We start from the raw sequence: 19824 nt of genomic DNA, 5'->3' as shown, positions 1-19824 counted from the left end.
GATGTATCTGTTCCGTCTAGCCATGGCCAGCCTGGCTAACCGCCGCTTCACCGCGCTCCTCACCGCCTTTGCCATTGCCCTTTCGGTCTGCCTGCTGCTGGCGGTGGAGCGGGTACGCACCGAAGCCCGTGCCAGTTTCGCCAGCACCATCAGCGGCACCGACCTGATCGTCGGCGCCCGCTCCGGCTCGGTGAATCTACTGCTGTACTCGGTGTTCCGCATCGGCAACGCCACCAACAACATCCGCTGGGACAGCTTCGAGCATTTCGCCAGCAACCCGAAAGTGAAATGGGCGATCCCGATTTCCCTCGGCGATTCCCACCGCGGCTATCGGGTCATGGGCACCACCGACGCCTACTTCCAGCACTATCAGTACGGTCATCAGCAAAGCCTGCAACTGGCCGTGGGCCGGGCTTTCGCCAGCGACCCTTTCGAGGTGGTACTGGGGGCCGAAGTCGCCGACACCCTGCACTACAAGCTGGGGGATCAGCTGGTGCTGGCCCACGGCGTGGCGGCCATCAGCCTGGTCAAGCATGACGACAAGCCCTTCACCGTGGTCGGCATCCTCAAGCGCACCGGCACTCCGGTGGACCGCACCCTGCACATCAGCCTGGGCGGCATGGAAGCGATCCACATCGACTGGCACAACGGCGTGCCGGCCCGTGGCGATGGTCGTATCAGTGCCGATCAGGCGCGCAACATGGACCTGACGCCCCAGGCAATCACCGCCTTCATGCTCGGCCTCAACAGCAAGATCTCGACCTTCGCCCTGCAGCGCGAGATCAACGAGTTCCGCGGCGAGCCGATGCTGGCAATCCTGCCCGGCGTGGCCCTGCAGGAGCTCTGGAGCCTGATGGGCACCGCTGAGAAGGCCCTGTTCGTGGTGTCGCTGTTCGTGGTGCTCACCGGCCTGATCGGCATGCTCACGGCGATCCTCACCAGCCTCAACGAGCGCCGTCGGGAGATGGCCATTCTGCGTTCGGTAGGGGCCCGACCCTGGCACATTGCAACCTTGCTGGTACTGGAGGCATTCGCCCTGGCGCTGACCGGGGTTCTGGCCGGTCTTGGCCTGCTGTACCTGGGCATCGCCCTGGCCCAGGGCTATGTGCAATCGAATTACGGCCTGTACCTGCCATTGTCCTGGCCCAGCCAATATGAGTGGACGCTGCTGGGCGGTATCCTGATCGCCGCGCTGCTGATGGGCAGCGTGCCGGCCTGGCGCGCCTACCGGCAATCCCTGGCCGACGGCCTGTCGATTCGTTTATGAGCCCTGCCTTATGAAGACCCAACGCTTGCTGCGCTCCCTGCTCGCCCTGTCGCTGCTGTTCAGCTCGCCGCTGTGGGCGGCGGCAGCGCCGAAGGACCTGACCTGGTCGGAAATGATCCCGCCGGACGCGCCGCCGGAAGTGCCGAACATGAAGCCGCTGCACGACCTGTCGCAGATGAGCGATGCGCTGGCCGCCGAATCGGCCCCCGCCGCCAAGCAGGACCTGCCCAATGCACCGGTGGTCAAGAGCCTGGACGGCCTGTCGGTGCGCCTGCCCGGCTACATCGTGCCCCTGGAAGTGAACGAGGACGGCCGCACCACCGAGTTTCTCCTGGTGCCCTACTTCGGCGCCTGCATCCACGTGCCGCCGCCGCCATCGAACCAGATCGTCCACGTCACCAGCGAAGTCGGGGTCAAGCTCGACGAGCTGTATCAGCCTTACTGGATCGAGGGCGACATGCAGGTCAAACCCTCCACCAGCGAGCTGGCGGATGCCGGCTACCAGATGGCGGCGCAGAAGATCTATGTCTATGAGTTGCAGGAGTGAGTGCGGCCGCGGTGCCGGCAAGCCGGCGCTGACGGGGCCTGGGCACGAGGCCAAAAGAGTGCAGAACAAAAGAATAGTTCAGCCTTGCCACCGGGGTCTGTCATTTCATTGAGCTGAGTCAAGGCGATCAGCTTGACGATCCTTACCATTGGACATAGCCAATTTGAATCGTCCTTTGGAGCTCCCATGCACAAGTCCCTGCTTAGCGCTTCCCTGATCGCGCTCGCCATCGCCGCCCCGATTGCCAACGCCCACGAAGCTGGCGATATTCTCGTCCGCGCCGGTGCCATCACCGTCAATCCGAAAGCCGACAGCGGCAGCGTCAAAGTGGACCGAGGCCCAGCGGCAGGCACCAACCTGGGTGGCAAGGCCACCATGGGCAGCGACACTCAGCTGGGTCTGAACTTCGCCTACATGCTCACCAACAACATCGGTATCGAACTGCTGGCCGCCACTCCGTTCGAGCACGACGTCAAACTCAAGAACACCGCCCTGGCACCGGCCAACGGCAAGCTCGGTACCCTCAAGCATCTGCCGCCAACCCTGAGCGTGGTCTACTACCCGCTGGACTCCAAGTCGGTGTTCCAACCCTATGTCGGCGCCGGTATCAACTACACCTGGATCTACGACGAACACGTCGGCAGCCGTGCCAGTGAAGCCGGTTTCGACAACTTCCGCGCCAAGAACTCCTGGGGCCTGGCCTGGCAGGTGGGTGCCGACTACATGCTGACCGACAAACTGATGCTCAACGCCCAAGTGCGTTACATCGACATCAACACCACCGCCTACGTGGACAACAACAGCGTGGCCCCTGGCACTCGCGCCAAGGTCAACGTTGACGTCGACCCGATGGTCTACATGGTGGGTCTGGGCTACAAGTTCTAAGCCCGCCGACAATGAAAAAAGGCGCCTTGCAAGGCGCCTTTTTCATGTCTGCGATTTCCCTCAACGCCCCATCAGGCGCGCCAGGCCGACACTCATCGGCGTGGGCTCGGGGAACCGGAAGCGCTGCAGCAGGCGCTGATTGTTGGCCCGGGAATGGCGGATATCACCGGCACGGGCCGGACCGTAGCTGATGGGCGGCAACTCGCCGACCACCTCGGCCAGGGCAGCAAGCATCTGCTTGAGGGTGGTGGCCTGGTTCAGGCCGACGTTGACCGCGCCCACTTCCAGCTGCGGCGCCACGATGGCCTGCACCAGCACCTCCACCAGGTCGCCGACATAGACGAAATCCCGGGTCTGCTCGCCATCGCCGAACACAGTGATGGGCAGGCCCTGCTGGGCCCGTTCGCTGAAAATGCTGATCACCCCGGAATAGGGCGAGGACGGATCCTGGCGCGGGCCGAAGATATTGAAGAAACGGAAGATCGCCGGCTCCAGCCCGTGCTGGCGCCGGTAGAAATCCAGGTAGTGCTCGCTGGCCAGTTTGTCCGAGGCGTAAGGCGTCAGCGGCGCCTTGGCCGTGTCCTCGTCGATGGACTGGCCCTCGCCGTTGTTGCCGTACACCGCCGCACTGGACGCGAACAGCACCCGTTTGACGCCATGCAGGCGCATGGCCTCGCAGACATTCAGGGTGCCAATGAAGTTGCTCTGGTGGGTCTGCACCGGGTCGTCCACCGAAGCCTGCACCGACGCCACCGCCGCCAGGTGCGCCACGGCGCTGCAGCCTTGCATGGCACGGTTGACCAGCGCGGCATCGGCGACATTCCCCTCGATCAGTTCGACCCGAGGGTTATCCAGCGGCAGGTTGCTCGGCTTGCCGGTGGACAAGTCGTCCAGCACCCGCACCGAGTAGCCGTTGGCGAGCAGGGCATCGGTCAGGTGCGAACCAATGAAACCGGCACCGCCGGTGATCAATACAGGGCCATCAGCCATGACGATAGAACCTATCCAGTAAGGCCGGGAGCGCGGCACGCCAGGCGCGCGGCTTGATCCCGAAGGTGTGAAGGATTTTCTTGCAGGCCAGTACCGCGTGCTGCGGCTCTTCGGCGGCATCGGCACAGGCCGCGTGGGCCTGGGCGGTGGGCGCCTCGATGGCCAGCGGATGCAGTTGCCGGGCCTCGCTGAGCACCGCCTGCCCCAGGGCCAGGGGGGTGGTCGCTTCCTGGCCGGCATAGTGGTAGGTGCCCCACAGGGGCGCGGCGCAATCGAGTTGCTTGAGCACCGAGATAATCACTCGCGCGGCGTCGTCCACCGGCGTCGGATTGCCCCGACGGTCGTCCGCCATCATCAGCTCTTCGGGAGACTCGGCCCGGGCCAGGAAACGCCCGAGAATGCCCTCGGTACTGTCGTCCAGCAGCCAGCCGAAACGCAGCAGCACGTGTTGAGGGCAAGTGGCGCGAACGCTCTGTTCGATCCGCCACAGCGCCTGACCGCGCAGCCCCAGCGGCACCGGCTCGTCTTTCTCGCTGTAGGCGGTGGCTCGCGAGCCGTCGAACACCCGGTAGCTCGAAGGCTGCAGCAGGATGATGTTGTGATGCTGGCAAAGCTCCGCCAGGCGCTCGACCGCACGTTCCTGGCCGCTCAAGCGGGCCTCGCTCACCGTCTCCGCCTGAAACCAGTCGAAGTAGTAAGCCAGATTGATCAAGGCATCCGGACGGGTGTCATCGAGCAGTTGCGTGAGGCTCGCGGCGTCCCAACCGTCTTGCGGGGGACGGGGCGCGAGGAAACCGATGTCTTCCTCCGCACCCAGGCGAATCAGCGCCTGCCCAAGGGCATTTCCGCCGCCCAGTAACATAAGGCGCATTCGCATAGAGTCAGCAGGCCCAGTCTGTTCAGAACGATGGTTTGGATCGGTCAATCCCGTGGTTTCGACCGTCGAGAATTGCCGGAATCGTTGCATTTTGCGGGTTTGTGGCGCAACCGTCACTGAGAAAGTGTCGCTGCGCACCGATACATCCCCTGCCTCAACTCTAGTTGCTGTCCAAGGCGACGGCAGCGGCGCCAAGGCGCGCGGTACTTGCAAGTTGGCCGCAGCGGCCGCATAAAACCTTCCATGAACCTTGCCGAATCCGTGAGCCCGGGCCTGGACGGTTTTCACCCCGCCGTCAGTGCCTGGTTCAAGCGCACCTTTGCCGCCGTGACCACGGCCCAGGCCCGCGCCTGGCCGTTGATCGCCCAGCGCCGCTCGACCCTGATCGCTGCCCCTACCGGTTCGGGCAAGACCCTCACCGCCTTTCTCGCGGTGATCGATGATCTGGTCCGCCAGGGCCTGGCGGCCGGGGGGCGATTGCCGGACGCCACCCTGGTGGTCTACGTCTCGCCGCTCAAGGCCCTGAGCAACGATATCCAGATCAACCTGCAACAGCCGCTGGCCGGCATCACCGAGCAGCTGCGCCGCATGGGCTTGCCGGAACTGTCCATCAGCACCGCGGTGCGTACCGGCGACACCCCGCAAAAAGACCGCAACGCCATGCGCAAGAGCGCGCCGCAGATTCTCGTCACCACGCCGGAGTCCCTCTATGTGCTGCTGGGTTCGGACTCCGGCCGCAGGATGCTGGCCAGCACCCGCACGGTGATCGTCGACGAGATCCACGCCCTGGCCGGCAGCAAGCGCGGCAGTCACCTGGCCCTGAGCCTGGAGCGCTTGCAGGCCCTGTGCAGCGAGCCTCTGCTGCGCATCGGCCTGTCCGCCACGCAAAAACCCATCGAGGCCGTGTCGCGGTTCCTGGTGGGCCATGAGCGGCCCTGCGCGATTGTCGACATCGGCCATGCGCGCCCGCGGGATCTGGACATCGAAGTGCCGCCCGTGCCGCTGTCGGCGGTCATGGCCAATGATGTCTGGGAGCTGGTGTACGAGCGTCTCGCCGAGCTGGTCCGCGAACACCGCACCACGCTGATATTCGTCAACACCCGGCGCCTGGCCGAACGCCTGGCCCGGCACCTGAGCGAACGCCTGGGCAAACCGGCGGTGGCCGCGCATCACGGCAGCCTGGCCAAGGAACAGCGCCTGGACGCCGAACAACGACTCAAGGCCGGCGAGCTGCAAGTGCTGATCGCCACGGCGTCCCTGGAACTGGGCATCGATATCGGCGATGTCGACCTGGTGTGCCAGATCGGTTCGCCCCGTTCGATCTCGGCCTTTCTGCAGCGGGTCGGGCGCTCCGGCCATCAGGTCGGCGGCACGCCGAAAGGCCGGCTGTTCGCCCTGAGCCGGGACGACCTGATCGAATGCGCCGCCCTGCTGGACTGCGTGCGCCGCGGCGAGCTGGACAGCCTGCTGATCCCCCATGCGCCACTGGATGTGCTGGCCCAGCAGATCGTCGCCGAAGTCAGCTGCCAGGAGTGGTCGGAAGCAGCCCTGCTGAGCCTGCTGCGCCGGGCCACGCCTTATGCCGATCTGGATCAGGCCCAGTATCAGGCCCTGCTGCAGATGCTGGCCGACGGTTTCAACGGCCGTCAGGGCTTGCGCAGCGCCTATCTGCATCGCGACGCCCTGACCCGCACCCTGCGGGGCCGTCGCGGGGCCAGGCTGACGGCGGTCACCAGTGGCGGGACCATTCCCGACAACGCCGACTACAGCGTGCTGCTCGAACCCCAGGGCCTGAACATCGGCAGCGTCAACGAAGACTTCGCCGTGGAAAGCATTGCCGGCGACGTCTTTCAGTTGGGCAACACGTCCTATCGCATCCTGCGGGTGGAAACCGGCAAGGTGCGGGTCGAGGATGCCCAGGGCCAGCCGCCGAACATCCCTTTCTGGCTCGGCGAGGCCCCGGGCCGCAGCGCCGAGCTATCCAGCGCGGTGGCACGCCTGCTGGCCCAACTGGACGAATTGCTTGGCGCCACGCCCGGGCAGCTGCAACCGGCCATCCACTGGCTGCACCACGAGCTGGGGCTGAACCCGGCCAGCGCCGAGCAACTGGTGGACTACCTGGCGCCGGCGCGCCTGGCCCTGGGCGCGCTGCCGTCCCAGGACACGCTGATCATGGAGCGCTTCTTCGACGAGTCCGGCGGCACCCAGCTGGTAATCCACAGCCCCTTCGGCAGCCGTATCAACCGCGCCTGGGGCCTGGCCCTGCGCAAACGCTTCTGCCGCACCTTCAACTTCGAACTGCAGGCCGCCGCCAGCGAAGACGCCATCGTCCTGTCGCTGTCCACCAGCCACAGCTTTGCCCTGGACGATGTCTGGCGTTACCTGCACAGCCACAGCGCCGAACACATCCTGGTCCAGGCCCTGCTGGACGCTCCGCTGTTCGGCGTGCGCTGGCGCTGGAACGCCGGGGTGGCCCTGGCCCTGCCGCGCTACAGCGGTGGACGCAAAGTGGCGCCGCAGATCCAGCGGATGAAAAGCGAAGACCTGATCGCCAGCGTGTTCCCCGATCAGATCGCCTGCCTGGAAAACCTCGCCGGCGAGCGCGAGATTCCCGATCACCCCCTGGTACAGCAGACCCTCGACGACTGCCTGCACCAGGCCATGGACAGCGAAGGCTGGCTGCACCTGCTGCGGCGCATGGAACAGGGGCAGGTGCGCCTGCTCAGCTGCGACCTGCCCGCGCCTTCGCCACTGGCGGCGGAGATTCTCAGCGCCAAGCCCTACACCTTTCTCGATGACGCGCCCCTGGAAGAGCGCCGCACCCAGGCGGTACTGGCGCGGCGCTGGAGCGACCCACAAGCCACCGACGACCTCGCCGCCCTGGACGCCGACGCCATCACCGCGGTGGCCGAAGAAGCCTGGCCCAACCCGGCCACCGTCGATGAAATGCACGAGGCGCTGATGAGCCTGGCCGCCATCAGCGAGGCCGAAGCTCAGGCCGATCCGCGCTGGCCCCACTGGCTCGACACCCTGGCCACCCAGGGCCGCGCCTGCCGCTTGCAGACGGGTGCCGGCGATCTGTGGCTGGCCCTGGAACGCATCACCTGGCTGCGCGCGCTGTACCCCGAGGCCCCCTTGCAACCGGCCTTGCAGCCGGTGCCCGGCTTCGACCAGGCCTGGGACGAGGAGTCGGCGCGGGTGGAGCTGATCCGCGCCCGCCTCAGTGGCTTTGGCCCACAGACCCTGGCGCAGATCGCCGCGCCCCTGGCGTTGCCCACCGGGCAGATCAGCCAGGCCCTGGTTCAGCTGGAGGGCCAAGGCTACGTGCTGCGCGGCCATTTCAGCCCCGATGCCAGCGAAGAACAGTGGTGCGAACGCCACCTGCTGGCGCGGATTCATCGCTACACGGTCAAGCGCCTGCGCCGGGAAATCGAACCGGTGGCGCTGCAAGACTTCATGCGTTTCCTGTTCGACTGGCAGCACCTGTCACCCGCCACCCAGGGCCGGGGCAGTGCCATGCTCGGCGAAGTGGTCAGCCAGTTCGAAGGCTACCCGGCCGCGGCTTCGGCCTGGGACAGCGACCTGCTGCCAGCGCGAATCAAGGATTACTCCGCCAGTTGGCTGGATGAACTGTGCCGCAGCGGCAAGGTGGCCTGGAGCCGGATCAACAGCACCGGCAAGGCTGTCAGCAGTGCCTTGCGCAGCACACCGATCGTGCTGCTGCCACGGACCCGGGTGGCCCTCTGGAACAGCTTGACCTGTCCGCTCGAACGTCACGAACTCTCGCCCAAGGCGCAGAAGGTCCACGCCGTATTGAGCCAGCAGGGCGCCTTGTTTTTCGATGAGCTGGTGCATGAAACCCACCTGCTGCGCAGCGAGCTGGAAAGCGTCCTGCAGGAGCTGGTGGGGGCCGGACTGGTCAACGCCGACAGCTTCGCCGGGTTGCGCGCCCTGATCACCCCGGCGAGCAAACGTCAGAACCGCAGCAGCCGGCGCGGCCGTGGCGCCTTCGTCGGCGGCATGGACGATGCCGGACGCTGGGCCCTGCTGCGCCGCGCCGCGCCTGAGGATCCGGCCGCCATCCTGGAGCAGGTGGCCATGACCTTGTTGCGGCGTTACGGCGTGGTGTTCTGGCGCCTGCTGGAGCGCGAGGCGGACTGGCTGCCCAGCTGGCGCGATCTGCTGCGCACCTTCCATCGCCTGGAAGCCCGGGGGGAAATTCGCGGTGGACGCTTTGTCAGCGGCCTGGCCGGCGAGCAGTTCGCCTTGCCGGAGGCCATCCCCTTGCTGCGGGAAGTCCGCCGGCGGCCCCATGACGGCAGCCTGGTCGCCGTGTGCGGGGTCGATCCGCTGAACCTGGCGGGCACGCTGCTGCCCGGGCCCAAGGTGGCGGCACTCAGCGGCAATCGCCTGGTGTACCGCGACGGCCTGCCGGCGGCTGCAGAGATCGGCGGCACCCAGCAGTTGTGGATGGAGCTGGCGCCCGATGAGGCCCAGGCCTTGCGCAACAAGCTGGTACAGCGCTGAGTCTCGCTGCGGCTCACATTGCCGGAGGCCGGGCTCCTGAGCCCGGCGCAGGAGCCGCGGCCCATTCGCCGGCCAGCCGCCTACTGGCTGCGGCTGGTGGCACCGGGTGCTGCGCCAAAGCGACTGCGGTATTCGCTGGGCGCCAGACCGGTGATTTTCCTGAACAGGCTGCGGAAGGTTGCCGGGTCCTGATAACCCACGGTCCAGGCAATGTGATCGATGGTGCCCTTGGTGAATTCGAGCAGCTCCCGGGCCTTGCCCACCCGCAGGTGCTGGCAGTACTGAGTCGGCTTGAGGCCGGTGGCCGCGCGGAACCGCCGCAACAGGGTGCGCTCTTCCAGCCCCGCCTGTTGCGCCATCACCGGCAGCGACACATCCACTGCGCCATTGGCCTGCAACCAGTGCTGCAACTTGAGGATCGCGCTGTCGCCATGGTTGAGGATCGGCGCGAAATTGCTCCCGCACTGGCTGGCGCTGGCGCTGTGCTCCATCACCAGAAAGCGCGCGGTGGCGCTGGCAATGCTCGGCCCCAGCATGCGGTCCACCAGGCGCAGCCCCAGTTCGGCCCAGGCCATCAATCCGGCGGTGGTAATCAGGTCGCCGTCATCGACGATGGGCTGGTCGGCCTCCAGCCGCACCAGGGGATAACGCGCGGCAAAAGCCCGGGCCGAGGTCCAGTGGGTGGTCGCGCTGCGGCCGTCGAGCAGGCCGCTTTCAGCCAGCAGGATCGAACCCACGCAGACGCCGCCGAGGGTGGCGCCGGCGGCATGCTGCTGGCGTAGCCAGGTCACCAGGGAGGCAGACGCCTGACTGGCGGAAAACCCCGCCAGCGACGGGGGTATCACCACCGCCTGCAAGCCGTCGTCCGGCCCCGGCAGGCTGTCATGGACCCGCCTCGGCGCGTGCGGGTCGTCTCCCTGCCAATGGCTCACGCGCAAGCGCGGCAGCGCGGCCTGCGGCTGCTCAGCGGCGATCCGGTTGGCCACCTCGAACAGGTCGCTCAGGCCGTGCACCGCGGCCATCTGCACCCCGGGATACAGCAGTACGCCAAGCTCGACGACCGTACCTTGAATACCCACTGTCAGTTTTCCCCCCGTTAATGTCGTTGCGGCCAATCCTCCAATGGACAGCGGGTGCCGATACTGGGCCCCACAGCAAACACTCACTTGGAGGCAACACCCATGGCCAAACAGGCGCTCATCGTAATCGATATCCAGAACGACTACTTCGCCGGCGGCAAGTGGCCGCTGGTCGGAGTCGACGCGGCGGCGGACAACGCCGCGAGGCTGATCCAGGCCTTTCGCCGCAACGCCGATCCGGTGGTGCATGTCCGCCATGAATTCACCTCTGACAGCGCGCCGTTCTTCACGCCGGGTTCCGAGGGCGCACGCCTGCACCCCAAGGTGCTGAACCAGGGCGACGAGCCGGTGGTGCTCAAGCACTTCGTCAATTCATTCCGTGACACCGAACTGCAGTCGATCCTCAAGCAGCAGGGCATCGAGGAACTGGTGATCATCGGCAACATGAGCCACATGTGCGTGGAAGGCACCACCCGTGCCGCAGCCGACCTGGGTTACCCGGTGAAGGTGATCCATGACGCCTGCGCCACCCTCGACCTGGAGTTCAATGGTCAGCGCGTGCCGGCGGCGCAAGTGCAGAGCGCGGTGATGGCGGCCCTGGCCTTTGCCTACGCCAGCGTGTTGTCCACTGAAGAGTTTCTGGCGGCGTAACGGACGGCTTGAAGCCCCTTCGGCCTTGCGGTGGGCGCTCCCCACCGCAATCACTCACGGCATGATGCAGCAAGTGCAACAGCCACCAACAATTACGAATGATTCCAGTTAACTTTTAAATAATTTCTAGTTGCAGCGCCCCGCCCTCAAACTCCCCATAAAAAGCCCAATAACCAACACCACTAACAAGCCGACTATTCAATAGCTGACTAATAAAACTAATTAACCCGCGCATTATCTCAAATACCGAACACGCCTGTTAATCTTGCACTTTCGTCCCATTACAACTGCATAACAACATCCCCACTTACTTCCACTAGTTACTTGAACCTCATATAACAAAAAGAAATAAACCAAATAGCCAGCAGGAACATGGCATCGCCGCTGCGCCCCGCATTTACTGAGGAAACGGCTTGCCCCCTCCCCGTAGCCGCTGGTCTTTCGGGTTGTTTTCTCGTCTCGCCCAGACTTTCTCAACGCGCCATATATTTTCCTTGCAGGCCACTTCATTGAGCCTGCTTGCAAATCCGGCGGCCTTGACTAAGTTGATAGCTACTCGCCACTGAAGTGTGCTTCAGCCGCCAGAAAACCAATAAGAACTGCTGAGGATTTGAATAACCGGACACCCTCCCTGCCTGACCCAGCTGACACTGACACGGAATTAGTCATATCAATCAAGAGGGATGCTTGATGAAGCGCAGCTCATTGCCTCGTGCTTTCTCACTGAAGGGTACGGCGGAAAACTACTGGCTTTCCTTATTGCTGTTTTCGACCCTGGTGGTCGCCAGCTTCCTGCTGTTCGAAGAGCAGATCCAACAACTGCTGAATCAGCTCGGCGGCTTCCTCCCGACCGATCCCGTGCAACGCACCAGCCTGGCCTTGCTGTTGATCGCCCTGCTGGCGCTGGATGTGCTGTTGCCGGTGCCTTCGAGCCTGGTCGCGCTGCTGGCCGTGGCGGCCCTGGGCGCCATCGGCGGCTATCTGGTGATCTTCATCGGTCTGTGCCTGGGGGCCGCCCTGGGCTACTGGCTGGGGGCCGGCTACTTTCGCCTGCTGTCCACCTGGCTGGGACTGAGAAGCTGGCAACCCGGACAACTGGCCTATCGCCTCAGCACCCTGTCGCTGGTCTGCCTGCGTGGCGTGCCGGTGCTGGCGGAAACCTCAGTGCTGGCCGCCGGCATGCAGCGCTATCCACTGCGCCAGTTCCTGCTGGTGACCACCCTGGCCAATGCCGGACTGGCCCTGGCCTATGCGGCCATCGGTAGCCTGCTGGTGGAACAGCACGCCTTGCTGGCAACCATTCTCGCCAGCATGGTCCTGCCGGGGCTGTTCCTCGGCGCCCGCAGCCTGCTCAAGCCACGCGAGGCCCCGGCACGGAGCGATCAGGCACAGGCCCTGGAAGGCCGCTTTGAGGTGAGCTACCACTACCCGGTGCTGTTCACCGATCACGTCTTCCAGGTCGACAACCCCTGCCTGCACCAGCAACTGGCCCAACCACGGGCGGGGCGCACCACAGTGCTGGTGTTCGTCGATGAACACCTGCTGCTGTGCTCCCCGCAGTTGCCGCAACAGATCGACGCCTACTTCACCGCCCATGCCGCCGACCTGCACCTGCAGGCCGCGCCGATCCCGGTGCCGGCAGGCGAGCTGAGCAAGACCCCCGAAGTCTTGCAGCAGCTGTACGCACAGATGCTCGAACACGGCCTGGACCGCCACTGCTATGTGCTGGCCCTGGGCGGCGGTGCGCTGCTGGACGCGGTGGGCTACGCCTGCGCCACCTTCCATCGGGGCATGCGCCTGATCCGCATCCCGACCACGGTGCTGGCGCAGAACGACGCCGGCATCGGGGTCAAGAACGGCATCAATGCCTTTGCCCAGAAGAACCTGCTGGGGGCCTTCTACCCGGCCACAGCGGTGATCAACGACTTCCAGTGGCTGCTCAGCCTGTCGCCCCGGGACCAGATCGCCGGGCTGGCCGAAGCGGTGAAAGTGGCGGTGATCAAGGACGCCGCGTTCTTCCAATGGATGGAGCAGCAAGCCCAGGCCCTGGCCACCTTCGAACACAGCGCCAGCCGCTACGCCATCCGCCGCTGCGCGGAACTGCACCTGGGACATATCACCGGCGCCGGCGATCCCTTCGAGCGGGGCAACGGCCGGCCCCTGGACTACGGACACTGGGCAGCGCACAAGCTGGAGAACCTCAGCCGGCATCGCCTGCGCCATGGCGAGGCAGTGGCGGTGGGCATGGCCCTGGACGCGCTCTATGCCAATGCCTGCGGCCTGCTGAGCGACACCGAAACCCAACGCCTGCTGCAACTGCTGGAGCAGCTCGGCTTCAACCTGTGTCCACCGGAGCTCGGCCTGAAGGATGCCCAGGGCCGCTCCCTGGTGCTGATCGGCCTGGAAGAGTTCCGCCAGCATCTGGGCGGCCAGCTGTCGATCCCGATGCTCAACCGCCTCGGGCACTCCATCGATGTGCATCACATCGACCTGCCACTGATGGAACAGGCACTGTTGCGCCTGGCCAGTTTCGGCGGCCCGGACGTCGCCTGGAGCGAGGACTGCGCCCGATGAGCCATTCCTCGTTGACCACCTGGCTGACCCTGGGCCGCGTCTCCAACCTGCCGACGGTGTGGACCAACGCCCTGGCCGCCGCCCTGCTGGCCAGCAGCGCCACCACCCAGGCGCCGCCTTCACCGCTGGTCTGGACCCTGCTGCTGGTGGCGCTCTCGGCGCTGTACCTGGCCGGCATGCTGCTCAACGACCTGCTGGATGCCGACTGGGACCTGCGGCATCAGAACCCGCGACCGATTGTTCTCGGCCTGGTCAGTCGCACCCAGGTCAGCCTGGCCACCGCCGCCCTGTTGCTACTGGCGAGCCTGGCGGTGCTGGGCCTGAGCCAGCTGATCGCCCAGCCCCACTGGCTGCTGGCCAGTGCCGGATTGCTGCTGCTGTTCATCCTCGCCTACAACCTGCTGCACAAGAACTATCCCCACAGCGTCTGGCTGATGGGCGGCTGCCGCTCGGCCCTGTACCTGACCGCCGCCGCCTGCCTGGCGCTGCCACCACAACCGCTGTGGCTGTGCGCCGCCTTGCTGGGCACCTACATCGCCGGCCTGACCTACCTGGCCCGGCTGGAGCACCGCAACCAGTTGCTCAGCCGCCTGCCGCTGCTGCTGATGCTCAGCCCGCTGGTGCTGGCCTTCTACGCCAAAAACGGGGTGTTCTGGCTGGTCCTGCTGCTGTGGCTCGGCTGGCTGGGCTGGCACTACCGGCGCCACCTGGCCAACCCGCGGCAGCGGCAGATCCGCGCCTTCATCGGTGCGGGACTGGCGGCCCTGCCACTGTTCGATGCCCTGGTGCTGGCCCTGGCCAATCAGCCCCTGGGCAGCCTGTTGTGCGTACTGGTGTTCTTCCTGCTTCCCCACCTTCAACGTTGGATCAAGCCGACATGACCCTGGACGTCGTTTCCCCGCTCTCGCCTGCGCTCACCCTGCGCCATGCTGCCTTTGCCGAACGCCGCCGGCAACTTGAGCAGCAGCTCGACGACCCGAGCCGGCGCTGGTGGCACGAGGCCCTGGAACAACTGGCGCGGCAGCCCTCGGCCGATACCCTGGTGCTGCTCAGCAGCCAGTGCAAACGGCGGCTTGGCCAGCCGGCACCGCTCACCGGCCCGGACACCGAGCGTATTCAGCTGGCCCGGGCCCTGCTCCTGGCGCAGTTGCTGGAACACCAGGCCGGCAGCGATCAACTGGCCCTGCTGCGCCAGCTGTTTCTCTGGGGTGACGACCAGGAAAAAAGCGTGCTGCTCAAGGTCCTCGATGACCTGGACAGCCAAGGCCGCAGCCTCGACCTGGCACTGCAGGCCGGGCGCACCAACAACCGCGAGGTGTTCGCCGCCATCGCCCTGGACAACCCCTTCCCCGCCCGCCACTACCCCGATCGGGCCTTCCACCAGCTGGTGCTCAAGACCCTGGGCATGGGCCTGGACACCGGGCGCATCGTCGGCCTGGCCCAGCGCCGCAGCGTCGACCTCAACCAGCTGGCCCTGGAGCACATGGAAGAGCAGTTGGCTGCATTTCGCAGCGTCAGCGACGCCTTGCCCCAGGCCATCGCCTTCGAACTCCTGAGCCAGGCCCAGTGCCAGCGCCTGCGCGGCTTGTGCCAGCAGCGGCGTCTGCCCGCGCATTGGCTCGAACACTTGCCGCCCGGCGCCTGAAACACCCCGGGCCGCCCCTCACTGATTTTTCACCACTGCATCAGGGACTCACCATGCCGAAGTACTTTGACCCGCACATCCATATGGTCAGCCGCACCACCGACGACTATCAGAACATGGCCGCCGCCGGAATCACCGGGGTGATCGAACCGGCCTTCTGGCAAGGCCAGGCGCGCACCAGCGTAGGCAGCTTCATCGATTACTTCGACACCCTGCTGGGCTGGGAGCGCTTTCGCGCCAGCATGTTCGGCATTCACCATTTCTGCACCATTGGCCTGAACCCCAAGGAAGCTAATGACCTGTCGGTGGCCAACGAGGTGCTGGAGATCCTCCCGCGCTACCTGGTCAAGGACGGCGTGGTGGCCATCGGCGAGATCGGCTACGACGACATCACCCCCGAGGAAGACCGTTTTCTCGCCGCGCAGCTGGAACTGGCCAAGCAGTTCAACCTGCCGGTACTGGTGCACACCCCGCACCGGGACAAGATCGGCGGCACCAAGCGCACCCTGGCGGTGATCCGCGAAGTGGGCATCGCCGAGCACCTGGTGATCATCGACCACCTCAATGAACTGACCCTGCCCCTGGTGCTGGACAGCGACTGCTGGCGCGGGCACTCGATCTACCCCAATACCAAGATGTCGGAGCAGCGCATGGTGGCCCTGCTGCAGCAGTACGGCACCGAGAAAATGGTGGTCAACAGCGCCGCCGACTGGGGCATCAGCGATCCGCTCAAGGTGCCCAAGACCGGCCAGGCCATGCTCGCCGCCGGGTTCAGCGAGGCCCAGGTGGAACAGGTGCTGTTCCACAACCCGGTGGATTTCTTCGCCCAGAGCGGGCAACTGGACAAACAGCTGGTGAGCAGCCCGCTGCCCATCGATCAACGCCGCCAGTGGCAGGACAACTCGGCCCTGCGCGGCCAGGAACCGGTGATCAAATGAGCGCCGAGGCCGGTTGGAACGCCGCGCAGGTCGGCTACTGCAGCAACGTGCACCCGGCCCGGAACCTGGCCGACCTGCAGGCGTCGATCCAGCAGCACTTCCAGGGCGTGCGCCGCCAGCGCGGGCTGGCGGTGCAGGACAGCGGTCTGTGGATCAGTGCCCAGGCGGCCAACGAATTGCAACAGCCCGCGGCGCGCGAGGCGTTCCTCGGCTTGCTCCACGACTGCGGGCTGCGCCTGACCTCCCTCAACGGCTTTCCTTATGGCCAATTCCATCAGGGCGCGGTCAAGGCCGAGGTCTACCGGCCGACCTGGGCCGAACCGCAGCGCCTGGAATACAGCCTGCAACTGGCAGAACTGCTGGCTGCCGCCCTGCCCCTGGACTGTCCCCTGGGGGTGATTTCCAGCGTGCCCCTGGGGTACGCCGCACATTGGGACGCGGCCCAGCAACAACAGGCCGAGGCTCAGCTGTTGCAGTTGACCGCCGGGCTGGCCAGCCTGCATCGGCGCAGCGGCAAGAAGATTCTCCTGTGCCTGGAAATGGAGCCGGACTGCGTCCTGGAAAACACCGATCAGGCCATCGCTTTCTTTCAACGCTGGAAAACCTGCGACCCACACCATCAGTACCTGGCGCTGTGTTTCGACGTCTGCCACCAGGCGGTGGTCTTCGAAGACTGCTATCAATCGCTGCAACGCTTGCTGCAAGCGCGCATACCGGTGGGCAAGATCCAGTTGTCCAATGCGCTGATCTGCCACTTGCCCGAGGCCGATTCGCAACGCCGCCAGCAGGTACTGCAGGCCCTGGGCAGCTTTGTCGAAGCCACCTACCTGCATCAGGTCAAGGCCCGGGACCGCGCGGGGCAACTGCTGGCCTGGGCCGACCTGCCCAAGGCGCTGCAAGCGGCGCAGCCGCAACAGGGGCACTGTCCCGAGCTGCGGATCCACTTCCATGTGCCCCTGTTTAGCGAGCAGTTCCTGCTGCCGGAGCTCCATGGCAGCCAGCAGGCGCTGCTGCGCACCTTCGACTTTCTAGCCGCCCACCCGCAGTTCCAGCCGGTACTGGAGGTCGAAACCTACAGTTGGAACGTGCTGCCCGGCGCCTTGCGCCCGGACACCGAGCAGGCCCTGCTCCACGGCATCGCCGCGGAACTGCAATGGGTCGAGGCACAGCTGCGCCAACGGCACTTGCTGCACGGGCAAGCGTCGCTCATGGAGGCCCCCGCCCATGCCCTCTGAAACCCTGCGCCAACCCTTGCTGCTGATCAATGTGGTGGGCCTGACCCCGAGCCTGCTGGGCCCGGCCACCCCGCGCATCAACGCCCTGCTGCAACGGGCACGGATGGCCAGACTGCAACCGGTGTTCCCGGCCGTGACCTCGACGGTGCAGGCCTCGATCCTCACCGGCTTGCCACCCTCGGAACACGGCATTGTCGGCAACGGCTGGTATTTTCGCGATCAGGCCGAAGTGCGTTTCTGGCTGCAGCCCAATGGGCTGATCCAGGGCGAGAAGATCTGGCAGACCCTGCAGCGGCAGATCCCCGACCTGCGCTGCAGCCAGCTGTTCTGGTGGTTCAACATGCATGCCCAGGTGGACGCGGCCATCACTCCGCGGCCGCATTACCCCGCTGACGGGCGCAAAATTTTCGGCCTCTATTCGTCACCGCCCGGACTGCACGAGCGCATTGAACAGCAGATCGGTGAGTTTCCCTTTCCGGGCTTCTGGGGCCCGGCGGCGGGGATTGCCTCCAGCCGCTGGATCGTCGACTGCGCCATCGCCGAGTTCCAGATCAACCGGCCGCACCTGCAACTGATCTACCTGCCACACCTGGACTACAGCCTGCAGCGCCTGGGCCCCGAGCATCCGTCCATCAGCGACGAAGTGCGGGCCATCGATCATGAAGTCGGGCGCCTGCTGGATTTTGCCCGGCAGCAGGGTGCGGCAGTGATGCTGGTTTCCGAATACGGCATCGAAGCGGTACAGCAGTCGATCTCCATCAACCGCGTGCTGCGTGAACAGGGCCTGCTGCAAGTTCGCCGCTCCCTGAGCTGGGAGTTGCTCGATCCCGGCGCCAGCGCGGCCTTTGCCGTGGTCGACCACCAGATCGCCCACGTCTATGTGCGCGAGCCCAAGGACATCGCCCGGGTCAAGGCGCTGTTGCAGCGCCAGCCCGGCATCGAGCAGGTGCTGGACAAGGCCGAGCAACGGGCCAGGCAACTGGATCACCCGCGCAGCGGCGAGCTGGTGGCGGTGGCCGCCGCGGGCTTCTGGTTCGATTACTACTACTGGTTCGACGATCGCCTGGCCCCGGACTTCGCCCGCACCGTGGATATCCACCGCAAGCCGGGCTACGACCCACTGGAGCTGTTCATCGACCCGGCGATCCGCTTTCCCAAACTACGGGTAGCGCGGCGCCTGCTGCAGAAGAAGCTCGGCTTTCGCTACTACATGGACCTGATTCCCCTGGACACCTCACTGATTCGCGGCAGCCACGGACGCTTGCCGAGTAACGCCGAGGTCGGGCCCCTGCTGATCACCGATTGCGATTTACCACTGCCGGAGCACCTGCCGGCCACCGCGGTAAAGCACCTGCTCCTAGAGCATTTCCTAGGGCGCCCCAATGACGATACGGCTCAGGCCAAGGAGATTCCATGCGGCGAACCATCCCTATAGTCGTGCTGAGTGTGTTGAGCGGCCTTGCTCAGGCCCAGACCCCCAGCGCGTTCAACTGCAGCAACTTCCTCACGTTCAACGGTGATCAGAGCGGCACCCTGAGCACCTTCCAGCAGAGCCCGGAAACCATGGCCTGGAACTGGTTCGTCTGCCTCAACCAGGCCGATGGCAGCAACGGCGGGCTCCGGGTCTGGGAGACCTTCAAGCCCTCCGATCAGGTCTATCTGTTGAAGGGGGCCGAGCCCCTGCCTTACTCCGAGCGCGAGAATCTGCCGAGCGAGGTGCCGGCACTGGCGCAAAAGCAGGGCATGGACCCCAAGGGGCTGTTCCAGTTTCTGGGCAACGACACCGCCGGCAGCCCGCAGAACGGTGTTCAGCAGGTCGATGGCCTGGCCTTGAAAATGCGCAGCGGCGCCCCGGTTCCGCCGTCGAAGCACGAGCAACTGGTGCGCTTCCACCTGTTGATGGGCAAGGACACCTTCAACTACATCGTGGCCAACAAGGTCTATAACCGCGATGGCCTTGCCAAGCTGACCAGCAACCTGGACTTCCCGGCCACTGCCTGGGAGCTGAAGACTTCCTGGTTCTGGATCGGCACCGACCAGGGCTTCAAGACCGTGCTGACAGAAGATGGCTACTACATCTCCCAGGCCTACTACGTGGACAGCACCGGCCAGTATCAGGTGGGCTACGCCGCCCTGAGCGGCATGCATGTGATCAACAAGCTGACCCCGGACTGGGTCTGGACCACCTTCGAGAATCGCAACAATCCCAAGTACACCGTCACCAATGACACCCCACCCAAGCCGATGACCAACAGCACCGGGCCCACCGATGCCGCCAAACCGGTGAACAGCAGCTTCCAGCAGCAGTATTCGAACCTGGCCCAGTACGAACTGATCGGCGTGCAGTACGACCAGCACCGGGCCGAACCCAAGCTGCTGGCCAACTCCCAGCTGGAATCGGCCTTCCAGGGCAGTTCTTCGTGCCTGGCTTGCCATAGCACTGCGGCCTATTCGACGAAGAAGAACAGCTTCTTCTCGTTCAACATCGATCACACAGGCGGAATCCTCTACCCCACCAGCGTACTGCCGGACAAAGACTTCGTCGGTTATCAAAAACTGGACTACGTCTGGTCGCTCAAACGCGCCCAGTGGAAACGCTAAGGAGAGCC

General features: G+C 65.2%; 15 protein-coding genes. 12 read left to right on the top strand and 3 right to left on the bottom strand.

The genetic code is table 11. The annotated features are described in order from the left end of the window. The first annotated feature begins 1 nt into the window (after position 1). From BLV47_RS02460 to BLV47_RS02450, 3 genes are all read left to right on the top strand, one after another. The gene (locus tag BLV47_RS02460) at positions 2–1267 is read left to right on the top strand and encodes an ABC transporter permease (protein WP_092309469.1); all 1266 of its coding nucleotides are present in this window, start codon (positions 2–4) and stop codon (positions 1265–1267) included. Positions 1268–1292: 25 nt separating this feature from the next. After that, positions 1293–1814 carry a DUF3299 domain-containing protein gene (locus tag BLV47_RS02455; protein WP_177431314.1) on the top strand — a complete coding sequence of 174 codons (522 nt, stop codon included), beginning with the start codon at positions 1293–1295 and terminating at the stop codon, positions 1812–1814. Between the two features lie 186 nt (positions 1815–2000). After that, positions 2001–2699, top strand: a complete 699-nt coding sequence (locus tag BLV47_RS02450) for an OmpW/AlkL family protein (RefSeq protein ID WP_092309463.1) — start codon at positions 2001–2003, stop codon at positions 2697–2699. Positions 2700–2759: 60 nt separating this feature from the next. Here BLV47_RS02450 and BLV47_RS02445 read toward each other — a convergent pair whose 3' ends face one another. After that, positions 2760–3689 (bottom strand): NAD-dependent epimerase/dehydratase family protein, encoded by a 930-nt coding sequence (locus BLV47_RS02445; protein WP_092309460.1) that lies wholly within the window; start codon positions 3687–3689, stop codon positions 2760–2762. Beyond that, positions 3682–4566, bottom strand: a complete 885-nt coding sequence (locus BLV47_RS02440) for a sugar nucleotide-binding protein (protein ID WP_092309457.1) — start codon at positions 4564–4566, stop codon at positions 3682–3684. Before BLV47_RS02440 ends, BLV47_RS02445 begins: the two co-directional genes overlap by 8 nt. A gap of 243 nt (positions 4567–4809) precedes the next feature. Here BLV47_RS02440 and BLV47_RS02435 point away from each other — a divergent pair, with 243 nt between their 5' ends. Then, complete coding sequence (locus tag BLV47_RS02435) at positions 4810–9093, top strand: DEAD/DEAH box helicase (RefSeq protein ID WP_092309454.1); 4284 nt, start codon at positions 4810–4812, stop codon at positions 9091–9093. Positions 9094–9173: 80 nt separating this feature from the next. Here the strand turns inward: BLV47_RS02435 and BLV47_RS02430 are convergent, their stop codons facing one another. Beyond that, positions 9174–10115 carry a GlxA family transcriptional regulator gene (locus tag BLV47_RS02430; protein ID WP_425272165.1) on the bottom strand — a complete coding sequence of 314 codons (942 nt, stop codon included), beginning with the start codon at positions 10113–10115 and terminating at the stop codon, positions 9174–9176. A 159-nt stretch (positions 10116–10274) separates the two neighbouring features. Here BLV47_RS02430 and BLV47_RS02425 point away from each other — a divergent pair, with 159 nt between their 5' ends. From BLV47_RS02425 to BLV47_RS02390, 8 genes are all read left to right on the top strand, one after another. Next, positions 10275–10823 (top strand): cysteine hydrolase family protein, encoded by a 549-nt coding sequence (locus tag BLV47_RS02425; protein WP_092309448.1) that lies wholly within the window; start codon positions 10275–10277, stop codon positions 10821–10823. Positions 10824–11513: 690 nt separating this feature from the next. After that, complete coding sequence (locus BLV47_RS02420; protein WP_092309445.1) at positions 11514–13397, top strand: 3-dehydroquinate synthase; 1884 nt, start codon at positions 11514–11516, stop codon at positions 13395–13397. Continuing rightward, entirely contained in the window at positions 13394–14278 is an 885-nt protein-coding gene (locus BLV47_RS02415; RefSeq protein WP_092309441.1) for a UbiA family prenyltransferase, read from the top strand. The genes BLV47_RS02420 and BLV47_RS02415 overlap by 4 nt, the downstream gene beginning before the upstream one ends. Next, a complete protein-coding gene (locus tag BLV47_RS02410; protein WP_092309438.1) occupies positions 14275–15042 on the top strand; it encodes an EboA domain-containing protein in 768 nt (255 codons plus the stop codon). The genes BLV47_RS02415 and BLV47_RS02410 overlap by 4 nt, the downstream gene beginning before the upstream one ends. A 53-nt stretch (positions 15043–15095) precedes the next feature. Then, on the top strand, positions 15096–15980 hold the full coding sequence (locus BLV47_RS02405; RefSeq protein WP_092309435.1) for a TatD family hydrolase: 885 nt from the start codon (positions 15096–15098) through the stop codon (positions 15978–15980). Continuing rightward, entirely contained in the window at positions 15977–17215 is a 1239-nt protein-coding gene (gene eboE / locus BLV47_RS02400; RefSeq protein WP_092309432.1) for a metabolite traffic protein EboE, read from the top strand. Before BLV47_RS02405 ends, eboE begins: the two co-directional genes overlap by 4 nt. After that, complete coding sequence (locus tag BLV47_RS02395; protein WP_092309429.1) at positions 17205–18650, top strand: alkaline phosphatase family protein; 1446 nt, start codon at positions 17205–17207, stop codon at positions 18648–18650. Before eboE ends, BLV47_RS02395 begins: the two co-directional genes overlap by 11 nt. Next, a complete protein-coding gene (locus BLV47_RS02390) occupies positions 18629–19816 on the top strand; it encodes a hypothetical protein (protein ID WP_092309426.1) in 1188 nt (395 codons plus the stop codon). Before BLV47_RS02395 ends, BLV47_RS02390 begins: the two co-directional genes overlap by 22 nt. Positions 19817–19824 lie beyond the last annotated feature (8 nt).

Source organism: Pseudomonas saponiphila, assembly GCF_900105185.1.
Lineage (GTDB): Bacteria > Pseudomonadota > Gammaproteobacteria > Pseudomonadales > Pseudomonadaceae > Aquipseudomonas > Aquipseudomonas saponiphila.
The sequence above is the reverse complement of the archived record's forward strand: the minus strand, read 5'-3'. Positions and strand labels throughout refer to the sequence as shown.